The sequence below is a fragment of the Neisseria shayeganii genome (assembly GCF_014054965.1).
Classification (GTDB): Bacteria; Pseudomonadota; Gammaproteobacteria; order Burkholderiales; family Neisseriaceae; genus Eikenella; species Eikenella shayeganii.
This window is the reverse complement of sequence record NZ_CP059567.1, coordinates 18,878-37,035: the sequence shown is the minus strand read 5'-3', so window position 1 is coordinate 37,035 and position 18,158 is coordinate 18,878. Positions and strand designations below refer to the sequence as shown.

Annotated in this window: 17 protein-coding genes; 11 read left to right on the top strand and 6 right to left on the bottom strand. The window is 62.3% G+C overall.

Annotation, left to right across the window (positions count from 1 at the left end):
- Nucleotides 1-142 precede the first annotated feature (142 nt).
- Nucleotides 143-2,851, bottom strand: coding sequence for a phosphoenolpyruvate carboxylase (ppc, locus tag H3L94_RS00150; RefSeq protein WP_182122179.1), 2,709 nt, complete (start codon nucleotides 2,849-2,851; stop codon nucleotides 143-145).
- Between the two features lie 173 nt (nucleotides 2,852-3,024).
- Here ppc and H3L94_RS00145 point away from each other — a divergent pair, with 173 nt between their 5' ends.
- The 3 genes from H3L94_RS00145 (at nucleotide 3,025) to H3L94_RS00135 (ending at nucleotide 7,055) form a co-directional block, all read left to right on the top strand.
- The gene (locus tag H3L94_RS00145; protein ID WP_182122178.1) at nucleotides 3,025-4,458 is read left to right on the top strand and encodes a mechanosensitive ion channel family protein; all 1,434 of its coding nucleotides are present in this window, start codon (nucleotides 3,025-3,027) and stop codon (nucleotides 4,456-4,458) included.
- Entirely contained in the window at nucleotides 4,455-4,949 is a 495-nt protein-coding gene (gene nudB, locus H3L94_RS00140) for a dihydroneopterin triphosphate diphosphatase (protein WP_182122177.1), read from the top strand. The genes H3L94_RS00145 and nudB overlap by 4 nt, the downstream gene beginning before the upstream one ends.
- Before the next feature lie 90 nt (nucleotides 4,950-5,039).
- Complete coding sequence (locus tag H3L94_RS00135) at nucleotides 5,040-7,055, top strand: site-specific recombinase (RefSeq protein WP_244958775.1); 2,016 nt, start codon at nucleotides 5,040-5,042, stop codon at nucleotides 7,053-7,055.
- 143 nt (nucleotides 7,056-7,198) lie between these two features.
- On the opposite strand, the gene H3L94_RS00130 is transcribed toward H3L94_RS00135, so the two are convergent.
- Nucleotides 7,199-7,474 carry a TM2 domain-containing protein gene (locus H3L94_RS00130; protein WP_182122176.1) on the bottom strand — a complete coding sequence of 92 codons (276 nt, stop codon included), beginning with the start codon at nucleotides 7,472-7,474 and terminating at the stop codon, nucleotides 7,199-7,201.
- Nucleotides 7,475-7,672: 198 nt separating this feature from the next.
- Between H3L94_RS00130 and H3L94_RS00125 the strand changes: the two genes are divergently transcribed.
- Both H3L94_RS00125 and tsaA read left to right on the top strand, forming a co-directional pair.
- Nucleotides 7,673-8,302 carry an arylesterase gene (locus H3L94_RS00125; protein ID WP_182122175.1) on the top strand — a complete coding sequence of 210 codons (630 nt, stop codon included), beginning with the start codon at nucleotides 7,673-7,675 and terminating at the stop codon, nucleotides 8,300-8,302.
- A gap of 6 nt (nucleotides 8,303-8,308) precedes the next feature.
- The gene (gene tsaA, locus H3L94_RS00120; protein ID WP_182122174.1) at nucleotides 8,309-8,986 is read left to right on the top strand and encodes a tRNA (N6-threonylcarbamoyladenosine(37)-N6)-methyltransferase TrmO; all 678 of its coding nucleotides are present in this window, start codon (nucleotides 8,309-8,311) and stop codon (nucleotides 8,984-8,986) included.
- A gap of 216 nt (nucleotides 8,987-9,202) precedes the next feature.
- On the opposite strand, the gene pgi is transcribed toward tsaA, so the two are convergent.
- From pgi to H3L94_RS00105, 3 genes are all read right to left on the bottom strand, one after another.
- Nucleotides 9,203-10,843: a glucose-6-phosphate isomerase gene (pgi, locus tag H3L94_RS00115; RefSeq protein WP_182122173.1), complete on the bottom strand. Its 1,641-nt coding sequence runs from the start codon at nucleotides 10,841-10,843 to the stop codon at nucleotides 9,203-9,205.
- A 70-nt stretch (nucleotides 10,844-10,913) separates the two neighbouring features.
- Complete coding sequence (gene orn, locus H3L94_RS00110; protein WP_182122172.1) at nucleotides 10,914-11,480, bottom strand: oligoribonuclease; 567 nt, start codon at nucleotides 11,478-11,480, stop codon at nucleotides 10,914-10,916.
- Nucleotides 11,481-11,489: 9 nt separating this feature from the next.
- Nucleotides 11,490-11,837, bottom strand: a complete 348-nt coding sequence (locus tag H3L94_RS00105; RefSeq protein ID WP_182122171.1) for a hypothetical protein — start codon at nucleotides 11,835-11,837, stop codon at nucleotides 11,490-11,492.
- A 135-nt stretch (nucleotides 11,838-11,972) separates the two neighbouring features.
- Here H3L94_RS00105 and H3L94_RS00100 point away from each other — a divergent pair, with 135 nt between their 5' ends.
- The gene (locus H3L94_RS00100; RefSeq protein WP_182122170.1) at nucleotides 11,973-12,605 is read left to right on the top strand and encodes an MBL fold metallo-hydrolase; all 633 of its coding nucleotides are present in this window, start codon (nucleotides 11,973-11,975) and stop codon (nucleotides 12,603-12,605) included.
- A gap of 187 nt (nucleotides 12,606-12,792) precedes the next feature.
- Nucleotides 12,793-13,188 (top strand): MliC family protein, encoded by a 396-nt coding sequence (locus H3L94_RS00095; RefSeq protein ID WP_182122169.1) that lies wholly within the window; start codon nucleotides 12,793-12,795, stop codon nucleotides 13,186-13,188.
- Nucleotides 13,189-13,266: 78 nt separating this feature from the next.
- Here H3L94_RS00095 and H3L94_RS00090 read toward each other — a convergent pair whose 3' ends face one another.
- Nucleotides 13,267-13,731, bottom strand: a complete 465-nt coding sequence (locus tag H3L94_RS00090) for an FxsA family protein (RefSeq protein ID WP_182122168.1) — start codon at nucleotides 13,729-13,731, stop codon at nucleotides 13,267-13,269.
- Between the two features lie 364 nt (nucleotides 13,732-14,095).
- Here H3L94_RS00090 and H3L94_RS00085 point away from each other — a divergent pair, with 364 nt between their 5' ends.
- The 4 genes from H3L94_RS00085 to H3L94_RS00070 all read left to right on the top strand — a co-directional run bounded on the left by H3L94_RS00085 (nucleotide 14,096) and on the right by H3L94_RS00070 (nucleotide 18,106).
- Entirely contained in the window at nucleotides 14,096-14,776 is a 681-nt protein-coding gene (locus H3L94_RS00085; RefSeq protein ID WP_182122167.1) for a murein hydrolase activator EnvC family protein, read from the top strand.
- Between the two features lie 311 nt (nucleotides 14,777-15,087).
- Nucleotides 15,088-15,591, top strand: a complete 504-nt coding sequence (locus H3L94_RS00080) for an adenylyltransferase/cytidyltransferase family protein (protein ID WP_009120158.1) — start codon at nucleotides 15,088-15,090, stop codon at nucleotides 15,589-15,591.
- The gene (locus H3L94_RS00075) at nucleotides 15,588-17,321 is read left to right on the top strand and encodes a biotin--[acetyl-CoA-carboxylase] ligase (RefSeq protein WP_182122166.1); all 1,734 of its coding nucleotides are present in this window, start codon (nucleotides 15,588-15,590) and stop codon (nucleotides 17,319-17,321) included. The genes H3L94_RS00080 and H3L94_RS00075 overlap by 4 nt, the downstream gene beginning before the upstream one ends.
- Nucleotides 17,318-18,106 (top strand): cell division protein, encoded by a 789-nt coding sequence (locus tag H3L94_RS00070; RefSeq protein ID WP_182122165.1) that lies wholly within the window; start codon nucleotides 17,318-17,320, stop codon nucleotides 18,104-18,106. Before H3L94_RS00075 ends, H3L94_RS00070 begins: the two co-directional genes overlap by 4 nt.
- Nucleotides 18,107-18,158 lie beyond the last annotated feature (52 nt).

Sequence of the window (18,158 nt, the reverse complement as noted above, 5' to 3'; positions counted from 1 at the left end):
CATTCGCCATCCCTTGATGATTGGATTTCAGCCTGCAGCAAGCCGGTAACACGAGTTCAGGCTACCTGAAACCAGCCACGCGCATTTCTGCGTCGACAAAACATTCAGGTAGCCTGAAGCACGGCCGTCTCCGGCCGCCGGTTTAACCGGTATTGCGCAAACCCTGGGCCACGCCGTTGATGGTGAGGTGGATCAGCTGCAGCAAATGGCCGTTGTCCGGCTCCTGCCGCAGCCGCGCCAACAGCTTGGCCTGCAGCCAGTTGAGGGCGTCCAGATAAGGCAGGCGCAAGGCCAGCGAGCGTGCCAGGCTGCGGTTGTCGGTAAGCAGGGTGTCGCGCTGCAACAATTGCAGCAGGGCTTGGCGGCTGCGGGCGAACTCGGCTTCGATGCGGGCAAACAGCTCGGCGGCGGCGCTTTGGTCTTCGGCCAAGTCCAGATAGGCGCGGGCGATGTCCAGATCGGCCTTGGCCATGACCTGCTCCATATTCGACAACATGGCTTGGAAAAAGGCGCTGTGCGCGGCCATGTGCTGCAAACGCGCCAAATTCACGGGATCGGCCGCCAGCAAGGTTTCGACCGCGCTGCCGAAACCATACCAGGCCGGCAGCATCAGCCGGTTTTGCGTCCACGAGAATACCCAGGGAATGGCGCGCAAATCCTGAATCCGCGCCAGGGTTTTGCGGCTGGCGGGGCGGCTGCCGATGTTGAGGCTGGCGATTTCCTGTATCGGGCTGGTTTGCAGGAAATAATCGATGAAACCGGGCTGGGTGATCAGGGCGCGGTAAGCGGCGAAAGCGGCGTCGGATAGCGACTGCATCAGCGCCGCATCCGGCGCTTCGCCGCGCTGCGGCAGCAGGCTGGCTTCCAGCGTGGCGGCGGCCAGGGTTTCCAGATTGCGTTCGGCATTGTCGGCATCGGCGTATTTGGCGGTGATCACTTCGCCCTGCTCGGTGATGCGGATTTGCCCGGCCACGCTGCCGGCAGGCTGTGCCAGAATCGCTTCGTAAGCCGGGCCGCCGCCGCGCCCGACGCTGCCGCCGCGGCCGTGGAACAGGCGCAGGCGCACGCCGTGGCGGGCAAACAGCCGCACCAGCGCTTCTTCAGCCTGATACAGCGACCACTGGCTGGTGACATAACCGCCGTCTTTATTGCTGTCGGAATAACCGAGCATGATTTCCTGAATATCGTCGCAACCGGCCAGCAGCTGGCGGTACCAGGGCAGGGAAAACAGGCTGTCCATCACATCCAAACAACCTTGCAGGGCGCCGATGGTTTCAAACAAGGGCACAATATTGAGGCGGCTGCGCACGCGGCCGTTTTCCAGCCGCAGCAGGCCGGTTTCTTTCAGCAGCAAGGCCAAGGCCAGCAGGTCGCTGACGTTTTCGGCATTGGAAATAATGCTTTGGCGGATGGCGCCTTCACCGAAACGCTGTTTGATGTCCGCGGCGGCCTGAAACACCGCCAGCTCGTGGGCGGTGTCGTCGCTGTAACGCACATAAGGGTTGTACAGCGGGCGCTGGGTGGCCAGCTCGCGCAAGAGCACGCGCTGTTTGGCGCTTTCGCTCAGGGCGTGGAAGTCTTCCAAGTCGGCGTGTGCAAACAGCTCGGCCACGGTGTCGGCGTGCTTGCCGGCGTGCTGGCGCAAATCCAGCGGCATCAGATAGAAACGGAACACCGAGGCGGCGCGCAACAAATCGGCCAGCTGACCATCGGCCAGCAAACGGCTGCCGTTGGCGGCCAGCGAATCATACAGCACCTGCAAATCGGCAATAAAGGCATCGGCGTCGGCATACGGCTCAAGCAGGCCGAAACGGCTGCCCAGGCCCAAACCGAAGCTGCGGCCGCTGGCCACCAGCCGCGCCACCATATAGGCCACGGCGCGGCGGTACGGCTCTTCTTCGCGGGCGCGCTCGGTGTCGGGCGATTGCGCCGACATCGCCAGCACCGCCTCGCTCACCTGCACCCGGCGCACCGACATCGACAAAGCCTCATACAAGCGCCCCAACTCGGCGCGGTAAAAACGGAACACCGCATCGGCCTGGCGGCGGAAGGCGTAGCGCAGGGTGTCGGCAGACACAAACGGGTTGCCGTCGCGGTCGCCGCCGATCCAGCCGCCGATGTGCAGCACATCGGGCAGGCCCACCCCGGGATAGGCTACCTGAAGCGCATCCTGCATTTTGCGGTACACCCCCGGCACGGCGCGGAAAAAGCTGAGCGGAAAATAGGCCACGCCGTTGTTGATTTCATCGGCCACGCTGATTTTGAAATGGCGGGTTTCGTTGGTCTGCCACAGCGACCACAACACGGTTTGCACGCGGCGCAACAGCTCGGCCTCGGCACGGCCGCCCCGGCAGGCGCTGCGCTCGTCGAGCAGGGTGCGGATTTCGCGATGGAACTGCAAAATGGTTTGCCGCTGCACCTCGGTGGGGTGGGCGGTGAGCACCGCCGCCACGGTGGTGTGCGCCAACTGCTGCCGCACCGCCGCGGCATCCACGCCCTGCTGCTGCAACAGCGACAGCACATGGGCAAAGCTGGCCTTGCCCGGCGCTTGGTCGTCGGCCTCGTGGGCGCGGCGGCGGCGCTGGTGGTGGGTGTCTTCGGCGATGTTCAGCACCTGGGCAAACAGGCTGCAAGCACGGATCAGGTTTTCCAGCTGCGCATCGTTGAGCTGCGGCAACACCCGCTCAATGACCGCCTGCGGCGCTTCGCCGGCCAGCAGCGCCGCAACGGTGTCTTGCACCGGCGCGCCGGTTTCGGCCGCCAGCACGCTTTGCAGCGCATCGCTTAAAAAGGCCACGTCGGCCAAGAGCGGGGTGTCTTTGGGATTGTCGAGCAGGGGGTGGCGGGGCATGGCGTTTCTTTCTTATTGTTGGAGTGGGGTAGGTCGGCCGCAATATAGCAGCCGCGTTCCGCTGCTTGCAATGCCTGTCCGAGAGCGGCTGCTCGAAGCAGGATTCCCTGTATAATCCGCCCCTCTGCACACATCCTTTTACACCTGAATCATCACAAGAAAGTGTTCCGAATATGCAAGAATCCGCCCACTCCGCCGCGCCGGCCGATTGGCTGGCCGACACCGGCAACGGCGTCAAAGAATTTTTCATCGGTCTGTTTAACCGCGACGAATTCGGCCCCGCCCTATTGATGCGCAGCTTTACCGACACCCGTGGCTGGACGGAGCTGGTGGTGATGCTGGCCTTGCTGGCCGGCACCTATTTTGCGTCGCGCATGATTACCCGCCGCGTGCCGCCGGTAGGCGGCAAAATGCCGCTGACGCGCCATCTCCTGCGCCGCCTCAGCTGGCCGATTCTGATGCTGCTGGCCGCTGTGGTCGGCATGTTTGTCTGGCAATATCTGTCCACTTGGCCCTCGCTGTGGCTGCGCCTGCTGGCCATGGCCGCCCGCTGGATGATTCTGATCCGCGTTGCCTTGGCGGTGCTGAATTCCGCCCTGCCGACCAACCGTTTTACCGACCGCCTCGAATACTCGATGGCCGCGGTGTTGTGGGTGGGTTTCGTGCTGTGGATTTCCGGTTTGGACGACATCATCATCGGCTGGCTGAAAAGCCTGCAGTTTACCGTCGGCTCGTCCAAGCTCAACCTCTACACCATCCTGACCGGCCTGCTGTGGGTGGGCATCATGATGGTGGGTGCGCTGTGGCTGGCGCGTTATATCGACGGCCGCCTGAAAAACAGCACCCGGCTGGACGCCAATCTGCAAATCGTGTTGTCGAAAATCGCCACCACCCTGCTGGTTTTCCTGTCGATTCTGATCGCCCTGCCGCTGGTCGGCATCGACCTCACCGTGCTGTCGGTATTCGGCGGCGCCTTGGGTGTGGGCTTGGGTTTCGGCCTGCAAAAAATCGCCAGCAATTACGTGTCCGGCTTTATTATTCTGGGCGACCGCTCCATCCGCCCCGGCGACCGCCTGACGGTGGACAACTTCACCGGCTATGTGACCAACATCACTGCCCGCTTCGTGGTGCTGCGCAGCGTCGGCGGCCAAGAGGCGCTGATTCCCAACGAAACCTTCGTCACCTCCACCGTGATCAACGAATCCTATTCCGGCAAAACCCTGTGGCAGAGTCTGGACGTTCAGGTAGCCTACCACACCGACCTCACCTTGGCCCTGCGCATCATGGAAGAAGCCGCCGCCGCCCAAGAGCGGGTGCAGAAAGACCCGGCGCCGAATGCGGTTTTGGTGAATTTCGGCGACAACGGCATCGATCTGAAAGTCGGCTTTTGGGTAAAAGACCCGGAAAACGGCTTTTTGGGTCTGTTCTCCGCCATCCTGCTCACCATCTGGCGCCGTTTCAATGAAGAAGGCATCGAATTCCCCTTCCCGCAGCGCGAAGTACGGATTCTGAACGACGACCCCCAACCCGATGCCTCCGCTCTCACCAAAGCCGGCTACCTCGAGCAGGCCGACACCGTTTCCAGCGAAAACGGCCACCCGCAATGAGCGCAGTGGCCAATACGCCGTTCAAACGGCCGGTGTCGGTGCTGGTGGTGCTGCACGACGGCTGCGGACGGGCGCTGCTGCTGGAGCGGGCCGACCGCGCCGGCTTCTGGCAGTCGGTCACCGGCAGCCTGGAAGACGGCGAAACCCCCGCCGCCGCCGCCTTGCGCGAAGTGGGCGAAGAAACCGGCCTGCTGCTGCCGCCCGAGCGCATAGACAATTGGCACCTGAGCACAAGCTACGAAATCTACCCGCATTGGCGCCACCGCTATCCGCCCGGCACCACGCGCAACACCGAACACACCTTCTGCGCCCTCATCCCGGCCGATGCCCCGGTCCGCCTTTCGCCGCGCGAACACCGCGCCTGCCTTTGGCTGCCCCTGGCCGAAGCCGCCCGGAAAGTGTTTTCCCCTTCCAACCGCGCCGCCCTGCTGCGCCTGGCCGGATGGCCGCCCGAAGCGGGGAGAGAAACCCCAAAGATTGGCGGCCGTTAAACCCATCCATCCCGCTCGGTTGGCGCACCGTTTTCAGGTAGCCTCAGGCTACCTGAACCGCCACCCCGATTCGAACACCACATAGCAAACATGACACAGAAAAAACACGCCTCCGACATACCCGCCCTGCTGGCGCAAACCGCCGTCGCCGGCGACGCCTTCGCCCTGCTGCAAGGCGTGATGGCTTGGATGCGCCAAGGCGGCGCCGCGCAGGCCGAACGGCGCATGCGCATGCTCATCCGCTGGCTGGCGCAAGACCCGAAACTGGCCGCCGCCGTGGCCACTTTGCTGTGCCGCTGGCTCAGCAGCGTGCGCGTTTACCCCACCCTGATCACCATCGGCATCTTCTCCCGCCAAGGATTCAGCCACGAACTGCGCCAGCGTTTGTACGAACGGCTCAACCCCGCCTACAAAGACCGCAACGACCTGCGCGACGTGCTCTCGCTGCTGTTTGCCCATCCGCGCGACCCCGAGTGGCTGCAAGCCGTGCCGTTCCGCGCCTGGCTGCGCCTGTTCGACCTGCTCAACCGCCACGCCGACCCCAACGTGTGCCAAACCTGCCGCCGCCACCTGGCCCACGACAGCCTGTATGCGGTGGAAATGCTGTCGGTGTGGATTGCCGCCGAAGAGCTGGAACCCGACCTGATCCGTCTGGAGCCGAAACTTTTGGATGTGGATTCGCCGCTGGTCGGCCTCAAACGCGAGGTGTCCGAATGGCTGGACCACCACCGCCAAAACCGGCCGTTCGATCCGGCCCATTTAAACGTGATGCTGGCCCAATGCCGCGAGCTGGTTGACCGCCTGCGGCGCAAAGGCACCGGCGCCGGCGCCGGCTCCTCGATGACGGTGGCGCACCTGCTGGAGCGGCTCAGCCAAACGCTCAACCGTTTGGAAGACCTGATGGAGCTGCACGACACCCGCCAACGCAGCGCCCGCCTGCTGCGTGCGCTCAAGCTGGCCGGCGGCATTGCCGCCGCCACCGTAGCGCGGCGCAGCATCACCCCCTTGTGGCGCGGCAGCGTGAAAATGCTGGCGCGCAGCATCAGCCAAAACTCCAGCCGCCACGGCGAACACTACATCACCCGCAACCGCAGCGAATACTGGAGCATGTTCCGTTCCGCAGCCGGCGGCGGCGTCCTCATCGCCCTGATGGCGCTGCTGAAAATCCACATCGGCAGCACGGTGGCCGACCCCTTTATGTATGCGGTGCTCTCCAGCCTCAATTACGGCATCGGCTTCGTGATCATCCACATGCTGCATTTCACCGTAGCCACCAAACAACCGGCCATGACCGCCTCCAGCTTCGCCCAAGCCGTGGAGCGCAACGACAAGGGCCGCGCGGTCAACCTCAAGCTGGCTCAACTGCTGATCGACGTATTCCGTTCGCAAAGCGTGGCGGTATTCGGCAATGTGTTTGTCGCCCTGTCCCTGGCTTCGCTGATCGCTTGGGGCTACCTGAAAAGCCAAGGCCAACCCTTGCTGGACACGGCGGCGGTGGCTTACGAATTCAAATCGCTCAACCCGTTTACCCAGCCCACCCTGCTGTTTGCCGCCATTGCCGGGGTATGGCTGTTCTGCTCGGGCATCATCGCCGGCTTTTTCGACAACCGCTCCGACTATCTCAACCTGAAAATGCGTCTGCGCGAGCACCCGCTGCTCAAGCGCCTGCTCTCCGAGCGGCAGCGCAACCGCCTGGCCGATTATCTGCACGCGCATTACGGCGCCATCATGGGCAATTTTTGCTTCGGCGTGCTCTTGGGCATGACCGGCTACCTCGGCCACCTCACGGGCCTCCCGCTCGATATCCGCCATGTGGCGTTTTCTTCCGCCAACCTCGGCTATGCGGCCGTCAGCAGCCACAGCTCATGGGCGGTTTTCGGCTTCAACCTGCTGTTTGTGCTGGCCATCGGCATGGTGAATCTGGTGGTGAGTTTTTCCATCACCCTGTGGGTGGCGCTGCGTTCGCGCGATGCGGTGATCGACAGCCCTTTCCAGATTGTGCGCACCCTGTTTACCCTCTTGAAACAAAAGCCCGCCAGCCTGTTTTTCCCGCAGGCCGACAGCACCCCGCCGGCGGGTAACGGCAAAAAAAACGGCGGCCATTAGGGGCTGTTGACATGTGGCGGATACAGCGTTTTTTGAGGAAAAATACCGCCATTAGGCGAATGGCCAACAGACCCTACGCCGCCGCGCTTCGCTCAAAACAAAACCGCCTGCAGCCGGGCAGGCGGTTTCGGCATCGGCAGCGCTCAGAACCACTCTTTCTTACCGATCACATAAATCTGTTCGAACTCCTCATCGGAGCATTTCAGATACTTCACAATATCGATGATGCAGAACACGCCCACCACCAAGGGGCCAAGGAAGAACACAAACGAACCCAAAATACAGATCAGCAGGTAGATGATGCCCACCTTGTTTACACCTAGATAAAACTTGTGTACGCCGAAGCCGCCGAGGAAAAATGCCAAAATAGCGGCGATGATGCGTTTGCTGAGACCGGAAGATGCGGTATTTTCAGACATGGTCTTCTCCTATCGTGAAGTCAAGATAAACACAAAACAACTTACCACTTCATCATTCCTGCTGAAGTTGTTTTTATGATAACAGAATCTTTATTCGAAAGACACGCCGGCAAGCCCCCGCTGCCGCCAGCAAGCCGTTTCAGGTAGCCTGCCGCTGCTTGCTTGTCCCCGATTTCCATATGATTGCCCTTATTTGAGATGTCCGCCTATTCCCGCCGCCAATTCCTGGCCTTGTCCGCCGCCGTCTTACTCAGCGCCTGCAGCCGGCGCACACCCGCCTACACCGCCCTGCCGCGCGGCAGCCGGGTGTTGGCTCTGGGCGACTCGCTTACCGCAGGCTACGGTGCCGCGCCCGAAGCCGCCTACCCGGCCCAGCTTGCCCGCCTCACCGGCTGGCAAGTGGACAACGGCGGCGTATCGGGCGATACCTCGGCGCAGGCTTTGGCCCGCCTGCCCGCTCTCTTGCGGGCGCAGCCGCGGCTGGTGCTGATCGGCATCGGCGGCAACGATTTCCTGCGCAAGCTGCCCGAAGTAGACACCCGCCGCCACATTGGCCGCCTGCTGGAAAGCGTGCAGCAGGTCGGCAGCCAACCGCTGCTGATCGCCATGCCGAAAATCGGGCTGGCCGCCGCCTTCGGCCATTTGAGCGACCATCCGCTGTATGCCGAATTGGCGGAACAATACCGCACACCGCTGCTGCGCGATGTCTGGTCGGAAATTCTCGCGGACGACTCGCTGAAATCGGACGCCATCCACGCCAATGCCGCCGGCTACCGCCTGTTTGCCGAGCGTTTGGCCGATTTCCTGAAACAGCAGGGTTTCAGGTAGCCGCTTATGCCGCCTTACACTTTCACCCCCATTGCCGTAGTGCGTTCGCCTTTCCGACAAAAATTCGGCATTCCGCGCCAACCTCATCTGGCGCCGTCGGCAGAAATCTGCATCGAATTCCAACCCGAATTCGGCGCTGACTGCGTGCGCGGTTTGGCCGACTTCGGCTATCTGTGGGTGCAGTTTGTATTCCACGGCGTGCTGGACGAAGGCTGGTCGCCGCTGGTGCGTCCGCCGCGTTTGGGCGGCAAACAGAAAATGGGGGTGTTCGCCACCCGCAGCCCGCACCGGCCCAATCCCTTAGGCCTGTCGCTGCTGAAGCTGGAGCGCATCGAGCACAGCCGCCCCTTACGCATCTGGTGCAGCGGCGCCGACTTGCTCGACGGCACACCGGTGCTCGACATCAAGCCCTATCTTCCCTTTGTGGAAGCCCGACCCGACGCCGCCGCCGGCTTCGCCGCCGAACCGCCGAGCCGGCTGACCGTGGCCTGGCAAGCCGATCCCGCCCGCCTGCCCGAAGCACTGCGCCGGCTGGTTGAAGAAAGCATTGCCCAAGACCCGCGCCCGGCTTACCAAAACCTGCCCGAACGGATTTATGTGATGGCGCTGGCCGGCTACGAGATCCGCTTCCGCATCGCCGACGGCCAGGCGGTGGTGCTGGCGGCGGATGAAATTCAACGGTGAATGGCGGCGGCCGGCCTCATAAAGGCAAAAGGCTACCTGAAAGTTTTGCCACGCAGAAACTGACGTGGCTCGCTTTCAGGTAGCCTTTTACCATTCAAAACAATGATTTCGGTTGATATCCTTGCACCGGATGCAGATGCGCTCAAAGCATGGCCACACAGCGGGCATGAACGCATAACACAGCAATACGCCACAGACAGGGTTTGCAACAGGCGGTCAATGTCCGTGGCAAGCACGGTAATAGGCAATCAGCGCGGCAGTGGAGGCATCGTGCGGACCGCCCGCTGCTCCGCCCAACTCGGGCAGGATATGCTTGGCCAACACCTTGCCGTATTCCACCCCCCATTGATCAAAAGAATTGATGCCCCAGACCACGCCTTGCACGAACACCTTGTGCTCATACAGCGCCAACAGCATGCCCAAATAATACGGGTTGATCCGCTCAACGGCAAAGAGGTTGCTCGGGCGGTTGCCGGGAAACGTCTGCTGCTTCGCCAAGCAGCTTTTTTCTGCTTCCGACAAACCGCAGCCGTCCAGCGCCGCCAAGGCTTCGGCCTCGGTTTTGCCGCACATCAAGGCTTCGGCCTGCGCCAAGGCGTTGGCCACCAGCGCGGCATGGTGGCCCTCCAGCGGCGAATCGCCGTGCATGGGCACAATAAAGTCCAAAGGAATCAGGTCGCTACCCTGATGCACCAGTTGCATAAAGGCATGCTGGCAGTTCACCCCTTCCTCACCCCACACCACCACGCCGGTGCGGCAACCGGCCGCGTCGCCGCTGCGGCAGCGCGCTTTACCGTTGCTTTCCATGTCGAGCTGCTGCAAATGGGCGGGAAAACGGCGCAAGCCGTGGTGGTAGGGAATCACCGCATGGCTGGCCGCGCCGTGGAAGTTTTGCTGCCAGATGCCGATTAGGGCGGCCAATACGGGCATATTGTGCCGCCACGGGGTATGGAAAAAATGCGCGTCCATGCGGTGTGCGCCGCACAGGAAATCGCGGAAATGGTCGCTGCCCACGGCACACATCAAAGGCAGGCCGATGGACGACCATACGGAATAGCGTCCGCCTACCCAATCGAACATGGCAAACACGCGCTCGGCATCTATGCCGAAGGCTTGCGCGGCGGGCACATTGGCGGAAACGGCGGCAAAGTGGCGGGCGATGTCGGCCTCACTCCGACCTTGGCTCAGAAACCAACGGCGGGCGGCCTGCGCGTTGAGCAGGGTTTCCTGGGTGCCGAACGATTTGCTCGCCACGATAAATAACGTGGTTTCCGCATTCAAGCCGGCCAGGGTTTGACCCAAATCCGCGCCGTCGATATTGGCGACAAAATGGACATTGAGTGCCTGCCGGTAGGGCTGTAGGGCCAGCACGGCCATGCGCGGGCCGAGATCCGAGCCGCCCACGCCGATATTGACCACATCGGTAATCCGCCGGCCAGTGGAGCCCAGATAGCGGCCTTGGTTCAGGCTGTCGGCAAATGCCAGCGCGCGCCGCAGTTCGCGGTGCACCAGCGGCACGATGTTTTCGCCGTCCACGTAAACCGGCTCGGCGTTTTCAGGTAGCCTCAACGCGGTGTGCAAAACGGCACGCTGCTCGCTCTCGTTGATTTTATCGCCGCGGCGCATGGCATCGCGCTGCCCGGCCAAGCCACATTCGTCGGCCAGACGGCACAGCAGGGCCAGCGTGTCTTCACCGATGCGGTTTTTGCTGTAATCAAACAACAGGCCGCCCAAACGCTCGTGCAGACGCTCGAAGCGGTCGGGTTCGGCAGCGAAACGGTCGCGCAGATGCAGGTGGCGGGTGGCCTGAAAATGTTCGTTCAGAGCCTGCCAGGCAGGAAGGCGGGTCGGGTTCATGGCTCAATATTAGGAAGATATGGAAAGCAGGCTACCTGAAACGGTTTCAGGTAGCCTGCCGGCAAGCGGTTTACTCGGCGGGCGAAGCCGGCTCGGGCAGGCGGATAAAGTGGGCGCGGTAATGGCGTAGCTCTTCGATGCTTTCCAAAATATCGTCCAGCGCTTTGTGCGAGCCTTTTTTGACCACGCTTTTATACACTTGCGGGTGCCAACGGCGGGCCAGCTCTTTCAGGGTGGAGACATCGAGATTGCGGTAGTGGAACCATGCTTCCAGCTGCGGCATGTGGCGGGCCATAAAGCGGCGGTCTTGGTGGATGGTGTTGCCGCACATCGGCGTGCTGTTCTGCGGAATCCAAGCCGACAAAAACGCCAACAGCCGCCGCTCCACTTCCTGCTCGCTGAAAGTCGAGTCTTTCACCCGCTGGGTGAGACCGGTGCGGGCGTGGGTGGCGGTGTTCCAAGCGTCCATATTGTCCAGCACTTCATCGCTTTGGTGGATGGCATACACGTCCGACTGCGCCAGCACATTCAGTTCGCTGTCGGTAATGATCATCGCCACTTCGATGATTTTGTCGCGGTCGGGGTCGAGGCCAGTCATTTCCATGTCCAGCCAACACAGATGATTGGGGTTTTGCACGCAATTTCCTTATTCTGATTCTGTTTGGGTGGTCATCAGCATCACCGTCAACTGTTGCGGCTGGCGGCCAAAGGTCTGCTGCACGGCAGTGCGCACGGCGGCATCCACTTCGCCCACCGTACGTCCGGCAACCTGTCCCGGCTCCAATACCACCATCACCTGCATCAGCTCGCCGTTCAACATATTCACCACCACCGAAGCATCGGCGCCGAGCGAGGCCTTGAGCGCTTCGGCCACCTTCTCACCTTGCTCGCCGGATGCCAGCACCTGCTGCTGCAACTGCTCCACTTGGCCGCAGCCGGCCGGCAACACAGCCAGCAACAGCGCACCGCCGAGGGCGGCAAAAACATTGTTCATTGCGGATTCCGCCAAACAAAAGAGCGCATTGTAGCCGATAAGCGCGGGCAGGTCTAAACACCGCCGTCCGCCGGCTTTACCTTTCGCGGCAGACAGGCCACAATTCGGGCTACCTGAAACACCGAACACACTGCCATGGCCTTACATATCGAAATCCTGCCCGTCACCCCCTTCCTGCAAAACTGCGCCCTCTTATGGGACGACGAAAGCCGCGAAGCCGTGCTGACCGACGTCGGCGGCGAAGCCGACCGCCTGCTGGCCGAAGCGGCCAAACGCCAATTGGTTCTGAAGGGCGTCTGGCTCACCCACGGCCATGTCGATCACGTCGGCGGCGTGGCCGACCTCACCGCCAAAGTCCCTTTGCCCGTATCCGGCCCGCACATCGACGACACCTTCTGGCTGGACGGATTGCCCGAAGCCACCGCCGCTTACCGCTTTCCCCATTCCCCCGCCATCCGCCCCGACAGCTGGCTCAACGAAGGCGACGATCTGAGCGTGGGCCGCTACCGCTTCCAAGTGCTGCACATTCCCGGCCACACGCCCGGGCATGTGGTGTTTTATTGCGCCGAAGAAAAACTGCTGATTGCCGGCGACGTGTTGTTTTACGAATCCATCGGCCGCACCGATTTCCCGCGCGGCAACCACGCCGACCTCATCCGCAACATCCGCGAAAAACTGCTGGTTTTGCCCGAGGATGTGCGCGTGCTGCCCGGTCACGGCGCGATGACCACCATCGGCCACGAGAAACGGCACAACCCCTTTCTGTAAAATTTAAGCGGGCAACTGTGAAAAAACGGCCGGCTTGTCACAGCAAAGCCGCCGCAGGGGGTAAATTCCGGTTAAATGGCCTTTCGCTGCACCGGCGCCTGCATTAGCATGGCCCGCCATGAACTCGGCGCCCTTCAGCACAGCCTGGGGCGTTGAGACTTTTTCCACACCCACTAGGAGTGTTTACATGAACATGAAAACTTTGATTCTGCCCGCTTCCCTGGCTTTGGTATTGGCTGCTTGCGGTACCACTTACCACGGCAACCGGGGCCATCAAGGCCACCAAGGCCATCAGCACGGCCACGCCCACCAAGGCCAAGCCGGCCAAGCCGAAAACTTCAGCTGCCGCAACGGCCTGTCCGTTACCGTACGCCACCTCGGCAACGACCGCGTTGAGCTGCGATTGGACGACAAACAAACCGTGATGGGCGCCGCCGTTTCCGGCTCCGGCGAACGCTATGTTTCCACCAACGGCCTGTTTGGCAGCGGTGCCGAATGGCATCAAAAAGGCGGCGATGCGGCCTTCAGCTTTAAAGATCCTTACGGCAACGCCGTGGACACCACTTGCAGCCGCCGTCGATAAGCGATAAACCGGCCGGTCTTCAAAAAGGCTACCTGAAAACACTTTCAGGTAGCCTTTTACATGAAACAGCACAGGCGGTCAGCGGGTTTTGTCTTCCAAAGCGTTCTGCTCTTCCGTCTGCGTTTGCTGCTGCGGGCGCACGGTTTGGAAATCGCCTTCAATCACATCATCCGGCTGATGGCCAAAACGGCGGTCGAAACCGCGCCCGGTTTGCACCGCCGCCGGGCCGCCTTTGATCGGCAGCAGCAGCACCAAAGCCACAACCGTGGAGGCAAAACCCGGCGACATCAGCATCAATGCCGCCACAATGTAACGCAGCGGCCACAGCAATTGGTAAAACGACACCTTGCCCTGCCGACCGAACAAAGAGCCGGCCAGCATCACCGAAGAAAAACCGAGATTGCGCAACATCAACAGGCCGGCCGCAAACGATAAAGCCATCAGCAGCAAGGTGGGCAGCCCGCCCAACCAGTCGGCCATCAACACAATGGAAGCCACTTCCGCCAGCAACAGCGCCAGCAGAGCAAGTCCGAGATACGGCATGGGGTTTCTTTCTTTGAGGATTCAGGGCGCTACTATAAGCGCAAACCGGCAAATTTCAAGCGCTCTCGCCGTTGCGTGGGTAGAAAATATCGCTGCGTATAGTATGATTCGGCCTGCCCCTTCCGGCAGACCGAGCAACTGCCGAACAGGCGGATAGCCCAGGCCTCCCTTTCTTGCGCAGCGGCTTTTCGAGACAACACCGCCGATACCCGGCGCAAATGCGCGCAAGACGGGACATCAGGGGCCAGGCATTCAGATGCCATTGCTGGCCGAATGCCGCCGCCGAGAGATCAAACAGGTTCTGAAACCTATGCAACCTCCTCCCGTCGCGGAGCACACGGCAACCAGACTACGGAGTACCTTAATGAATTTTTTCCGCAACCTTGTCAGCGCCCTTTCCTGCGCCGCCCTATTGGCGGCTTGTGCCGGCACGCCGGCGCCCGGCGGCAGCGGCGCCGTACCCGAAGGCCATTACCGCGTCCAACGCGGCGACACCCTCTACCGCATCGGCCAGCGCTTCGGCCAATCCGCCGCCACGCTGGCGGCTTGGAACCAGCTGCGCGATCCGTCGCAAATCGAAGTCGGTCAGATTTTGCGCGTGCGCCCGCAAGGCCGCAGCAGCAACAACACCGCCCGCAGCGGCAATGTCAGCGTCAGCCGCCCGACCAGCCGCACCGCCGCCCCCAGCCGTTTACAGTGGCCGGTGCGCGGCGACATTCTCTCCCGCTTCAACGGCACCTCCAATAAAGGCATCGACATCGGCGGCCAAGCCGGCACGCCGGTGCAGGCCGCGGCCGCCGGTCGGGTGAGTTATGCCGGCGAAGGCCTGCGCGGCTACGGCAAACTGATTCTGATCAATCACGGTGGCGGCATGCTGACCGCTTACGCCCACAACCAAAGCCTGCAGGTGCGCGAAGGCGAGCAGGTGTCCGCCGGGCAAACCATCGCGCGCATGGGCGACACCGGCACCGACCGCGTCAAACTGCACTTTGAAGTGCGTCTCAACAACCGCGCCGTCAACCCATTGGACTACCTGCCCAATTAAATTTGGCCGTTTGCCGTAGCGCTTTCAGGTAGCCTGCCGACCATCCCGTTTTCCGATTCAGGGAAACCTTTGCAAACCGCCAGATGTGGATGCCGTTCAAGGGGGAGCAGCGCAGCGGGCGTAAACGCCAGGAATCCCTGTAGGACAAACATATCGCACGATAGACAACGAACAGTACCCCTAAGGGCATAAACGCACAACGCAGAAATCCGCCGCAGACGGAGGCTTATCAAGGTCAAAGGCTACCTGAAAGCCCCGCCGCTGATATATGATGGCGCCGTTTTGTTTTCATCCGACTGGGAGCCGACCCCATGCCCGCCTGGACCCCCCCCGATTTCGAACAAAAAATCTGCCCGCCCGACGAACTGGCGGCCCGACTTGCCCGTCTGCCGCGCCCGCTGGTGATGACCAACGGCTGCTTCGACATCCTGCACCGCGGCCACGCCACCTATCTGGCTCAAGCCCGGGCCTTGGGCGCGTGCTTGGTGCTGGCCTTGAACACCGACGCCTCGGTGCGCCGCCTGGGCAAAGGCAGCGACCGCCCCATCAATACCCTGGCCGACCGTGCCGCCGTGGCCGCCGCATTGGCCAGCGTCGATTTGGTGACTTGGTTCGACGACGACACCCCCGCCGCCCTCATCGAAACCGTCCGCCCCGATATTTTGGTCAAAGGCGGCGACTGGCTACCTGAAAACATCGTCGGCGCCGCGGAAACCCTGGCCCGCGGCGGCCAAGTCCATTCCATCCCCTTCCTGCACCCCACCTCCACCACCCAAACCCTGGCCAAAATCCGCGCCTCGGAGCAGGCATCATGATGCAGGCCGCACACTGGCAGCTGCTGGCCGAGCTGGCCGACGGCACCTCCCACCACGTGACCGAGCTGGCCAAGCGCCTAGGGGTCAAGCCGCCGCAGCTCAACGGCTTCTGGCAGCAGATGCCGCCGCACATCCGCGGCCTGCTGCGCCAGCAAGACGGCCGCTGGCGGCTGGTGCGCAGCCTCGCCATTTGGGACGCCAAACGGCTTCAGCAGCAAGCATTGCAGCACGGCTGGCAAGCCGAGCTGCTGCATGAGCATATCTCCAGCAACACTTACCTGATGGAACAGGCCAAAAGGCTACCTGAAAGCATCCACCGCCAAGCGGTGTTCGTCCACCGCCAAACCCACGGCCGCGGGCGGCAGGGCAAAAGCTGGGAAAGCCGCTTGGGCGAATGCCTCACCTTCAGCATCGGCTGGTATTTCGACTGCCCGCAAACCGCTTTGGGCGGATTGGCGCTGGTGACCGCCCTCGCCTGCTGCCGCGCCCTGCAAAAAGCCGGCGTGGCGGCGCAAATCAAGTGGCCGAACGACCTGGTGGTCGGCGGCGAAAAACTCGGCGGCATCCTCATCGAAACCGTCGCCCACCAAGGGCGCACCGCCGCCGTGGTAGGCATCGGCATCAATTTCGTGCAGCCCAAAACCGTGGCGGCGGCCTCGGCGGTGCAAACCCAGTCCCAGCAAACCGGCGCCCACCATTTGGCCGACCAGCTGCTCGCCGAGCTGGCCGCTATTTTTCCCCGTTTCGAGCAACACGGCTTACCGCCTTTTTTGCACGACTACCACGCCCTGCACCGCGACCAAAACCGCCCAGTGCGCCTGTTGCACAACGGCGAGGCAGTGCTTGAAGGCACTGCCTTGGGCGTGGATGGCGGCGGCGCACTGCACATCCGCGACGCAGCCGGCAAAGAACACACCGTGGTCAGCGGCGAAATCAGCCTGCGGCCGCTGCACGAGGGCGAACCAAGCGTGCACACGCCCCCGGCCGGCAAATGTCTGCTTTTGGATGCCGGCAACAGCAAGCTGAAATGGGCCTGGCTGGAAAACGGCCGCTTGGGGGCGGCCAATAAAGCCCCGTATTGGGATTTATCGGCCTTAGCCGAAAGCTGGCGCCAGCACGGCGGCGAAACAGTGCGCATTGTCGGCTCCGCCGTTTGCGGCTCAGTCAAAAAAGCCGCCGTCGCCGAAGCACTGGGGCAAACGCCCGAATGGCAAACCTCCATGTCTGCTGCCTTGGGCATCCGCAACCATTACCGCCATGTAGAGGAACACGGCGCCGACCGCTGGTTCAACATACTGGGCAGCCGCCTGTTCAGCCAACATGCTTGCGTGGTGGTGAGCTGCGGCACGGCGGTCACCATCGACGCCCTCAGCGCCGACAACCATTACCTAGGCGGCAACATCATGCCCGGCTTCAACCTGATGAAAGAAGCCATGGCCCTGCATACCGCCAACCTCAACCGCCCCATCGGCCGGCCTTATCCTTTCGGCACCACCACCGCCAACGCACTGGCCGGCGGCATGTCGGATGCCGTTTGCGGCGCCGTCATGCTGATGCACCGCCGCCTGCAACAGAAACACCCCAGCCAGACGGTGGACATCATCATCACCGGCGGCGGCGCAAACAAGGTAAAACAAGGATTACCCGAAGACTTTGCTTTGGACAACCCTATTCAAATTGTGGATAATCTCGTGCTTTACGGATTACTCAACTGGGTGAATCAGGCATGAAATGGCTGTTTGCCATCTTGGTGGCTTTGAATATCATTGTTTTCGGGGGCATGCTGTTCAGCCGCATGGGCGCACCGCAACAGCAGCAGGCCGCCGCACCGCCAGCCGCTCCCGCCCAGCCGACCGTGGTACAGATTCACACCGGCGCCCAACCAGCGGCCCCCGCGCAACAAGCGCCCGCCCAACCCGCCGCTCCCACAAGCGCCCAAACAACGCCGCGCACACCGGCATCCGCGCCCCGCCGCGCCAACGAAACCGCCGGCAAACCGGCCGAACCCGCCGCACCGAAACAAAACGACAGCGGCATCCGTGCCCCGGCCACCGCCTGCACCGCCACCGCCGTGATGCCCGAAGACGATTACCACCGCATCAAAGGCCTGCTCAGCCGCTGGCCGCATTCCGCCACCCGCGTGGTCGAGCGGCGCAACGACAGCCGACAGACCGCCGCCCGCTACCAAGTCAGCGTGGCGGTTGAGGGCGACCAGCAGGAAACCGCCGCCAAACTCAAATCGCTGGGCCTAAACGCCACGCCCGCCGGCGGCCGCCTCAACATCGGCACCTTCAACAACGAGCAGCAAGCAGAGCGTGCCGCCGCCCGCGCCCGCCAGGCCGGCCTGGTGCCGCAAATCAACCGCACAGGCTCCGGCGGCAGCGAGCAATCCGCCGCCTTGGGCGAATCCAAAATGCAGCTGACCTTTATTAATGTGGACGATGCCGCCGCCGCCGGCATCAGCGGCGTCATCGGCCGCTATGCTTCCCTGCGTCGGGCACCGTGCCGCCGCTGACGGCCTCCCCCAACCGACCGCTTCCCCTTTTCCACCGTGTGAGTGCGCCACC

Bases quoted from the DNA above. Each gene is read 5' to 3' on its own strand.
- H3L94_RS00070 (WP_182122165.1), top strand. From the start codon at position 17,318: ATGAAATGGCTGTTTGCCATCTTGGTGGCTTTGAATATCATTGTTTTC.
- tsaA (WP_182122174.1), top strand. From the start codon at position 8,309: ATGCCGCCTTACACTTTCACCCCCATTGCCGTAGTGCGTTCGCCTTTC.
- ppc (WP_182122179.1), bottom strand. From the start codon at position 2,851: ATGCCCCGCCACCCCCTGCTCGACAATCCCAAAGACACCCCGCTCTTG.
- H3L94_RS00135 (WP_244958775.1), top strand. From the start codon at position 5,040: ATGACACAGAAAAAACACGCCTCCGACATACCCGCCCTGCTGGCGCAA.
- H3L94_RS00105 (WP_182122171.1), bottom strand. From the start codon at position 11,837: ATGAACAATGTTTTTGCCGCCCTCGGCGGTGCGCTGTTGCTGGCTGTG.
- pgi (WP_182122173.1), bottom strand. From the start codon at position 10,843: ATGAACCCGACCCGCCTTCCTGCCTGGCAGGCTCTGAACGAACATTTT.
- H3L94_RS00085 (WP_182122167.1), top strand. From the start codon at position 14,096: ATGAATTTTTTCCGCAACCTTGTCAGCGCCCTTTCCTGCGCCGCCCTA.
- H3L94_RS00145 (WP_182122178.1), top strand. From the start codon at position 3,025: ATGCAAGAATCCGCCCACTCCGCCGCGCCGGCCGATTGGCTGGCCGAC.
- nudB (WP_182122177.1), top strand. From the start codon at position 4,455: ATGAGCGCAGTGGCCAATACGCCGTTCAAACGGCCGGTGTCGGTGCTG.
- H3L94_RS00100 (WP_182122170.1), top strand. From the start codon at position 11,973: ATGGCCTTACATATCGAAATCCTGCCCGTCACCCCCTTCCTGCAAAAC.
- H3L94_RS00125 (WP_182122175.1), top strand. From the start codon at position 7,673: ATGTCCGCCTATTCCCGCCGCCAATTCCTGGCCTTGTCCGCCGCCGTC.
- H3L94_RS00090 (WP_182122168.1), bottom strand. From the start codon at position 13,731: ATGCCGTATCTCGGACTTGCTCTGCTGGCGCTGTTGCTGGCGGAAGTG.
- H3L94_RS00080 (WP_009120158.1), top strand. From the start codon at position 15,088: ATGCCCGCCTGGACCCCCCCCGATTTCGAACAAAAAATCTGCCCGCCC.
- H3L94_RS00130 (WP_182122176.1), bottom strand. From the start codon at position 7,474: ATGTCTGAAAATACCGCATCTTCCGGTCTCAGCAAACGCATCATCGCC.
- H3L94_RS00075 (WP_182122166.1), top strand. From the start codon at position 15,588: ATGATGCAGGCCGCACACTGGCAGCTGCTGGCCGAGCTGGCCGACGGC.
- H3L94_RS00095 (WP_182122169.1), top strand. From the start codon at position 12,793: ATGAACATGAAAACTTTGATTCTGCCCGCTTCCCTGGCTTTGGTATTG.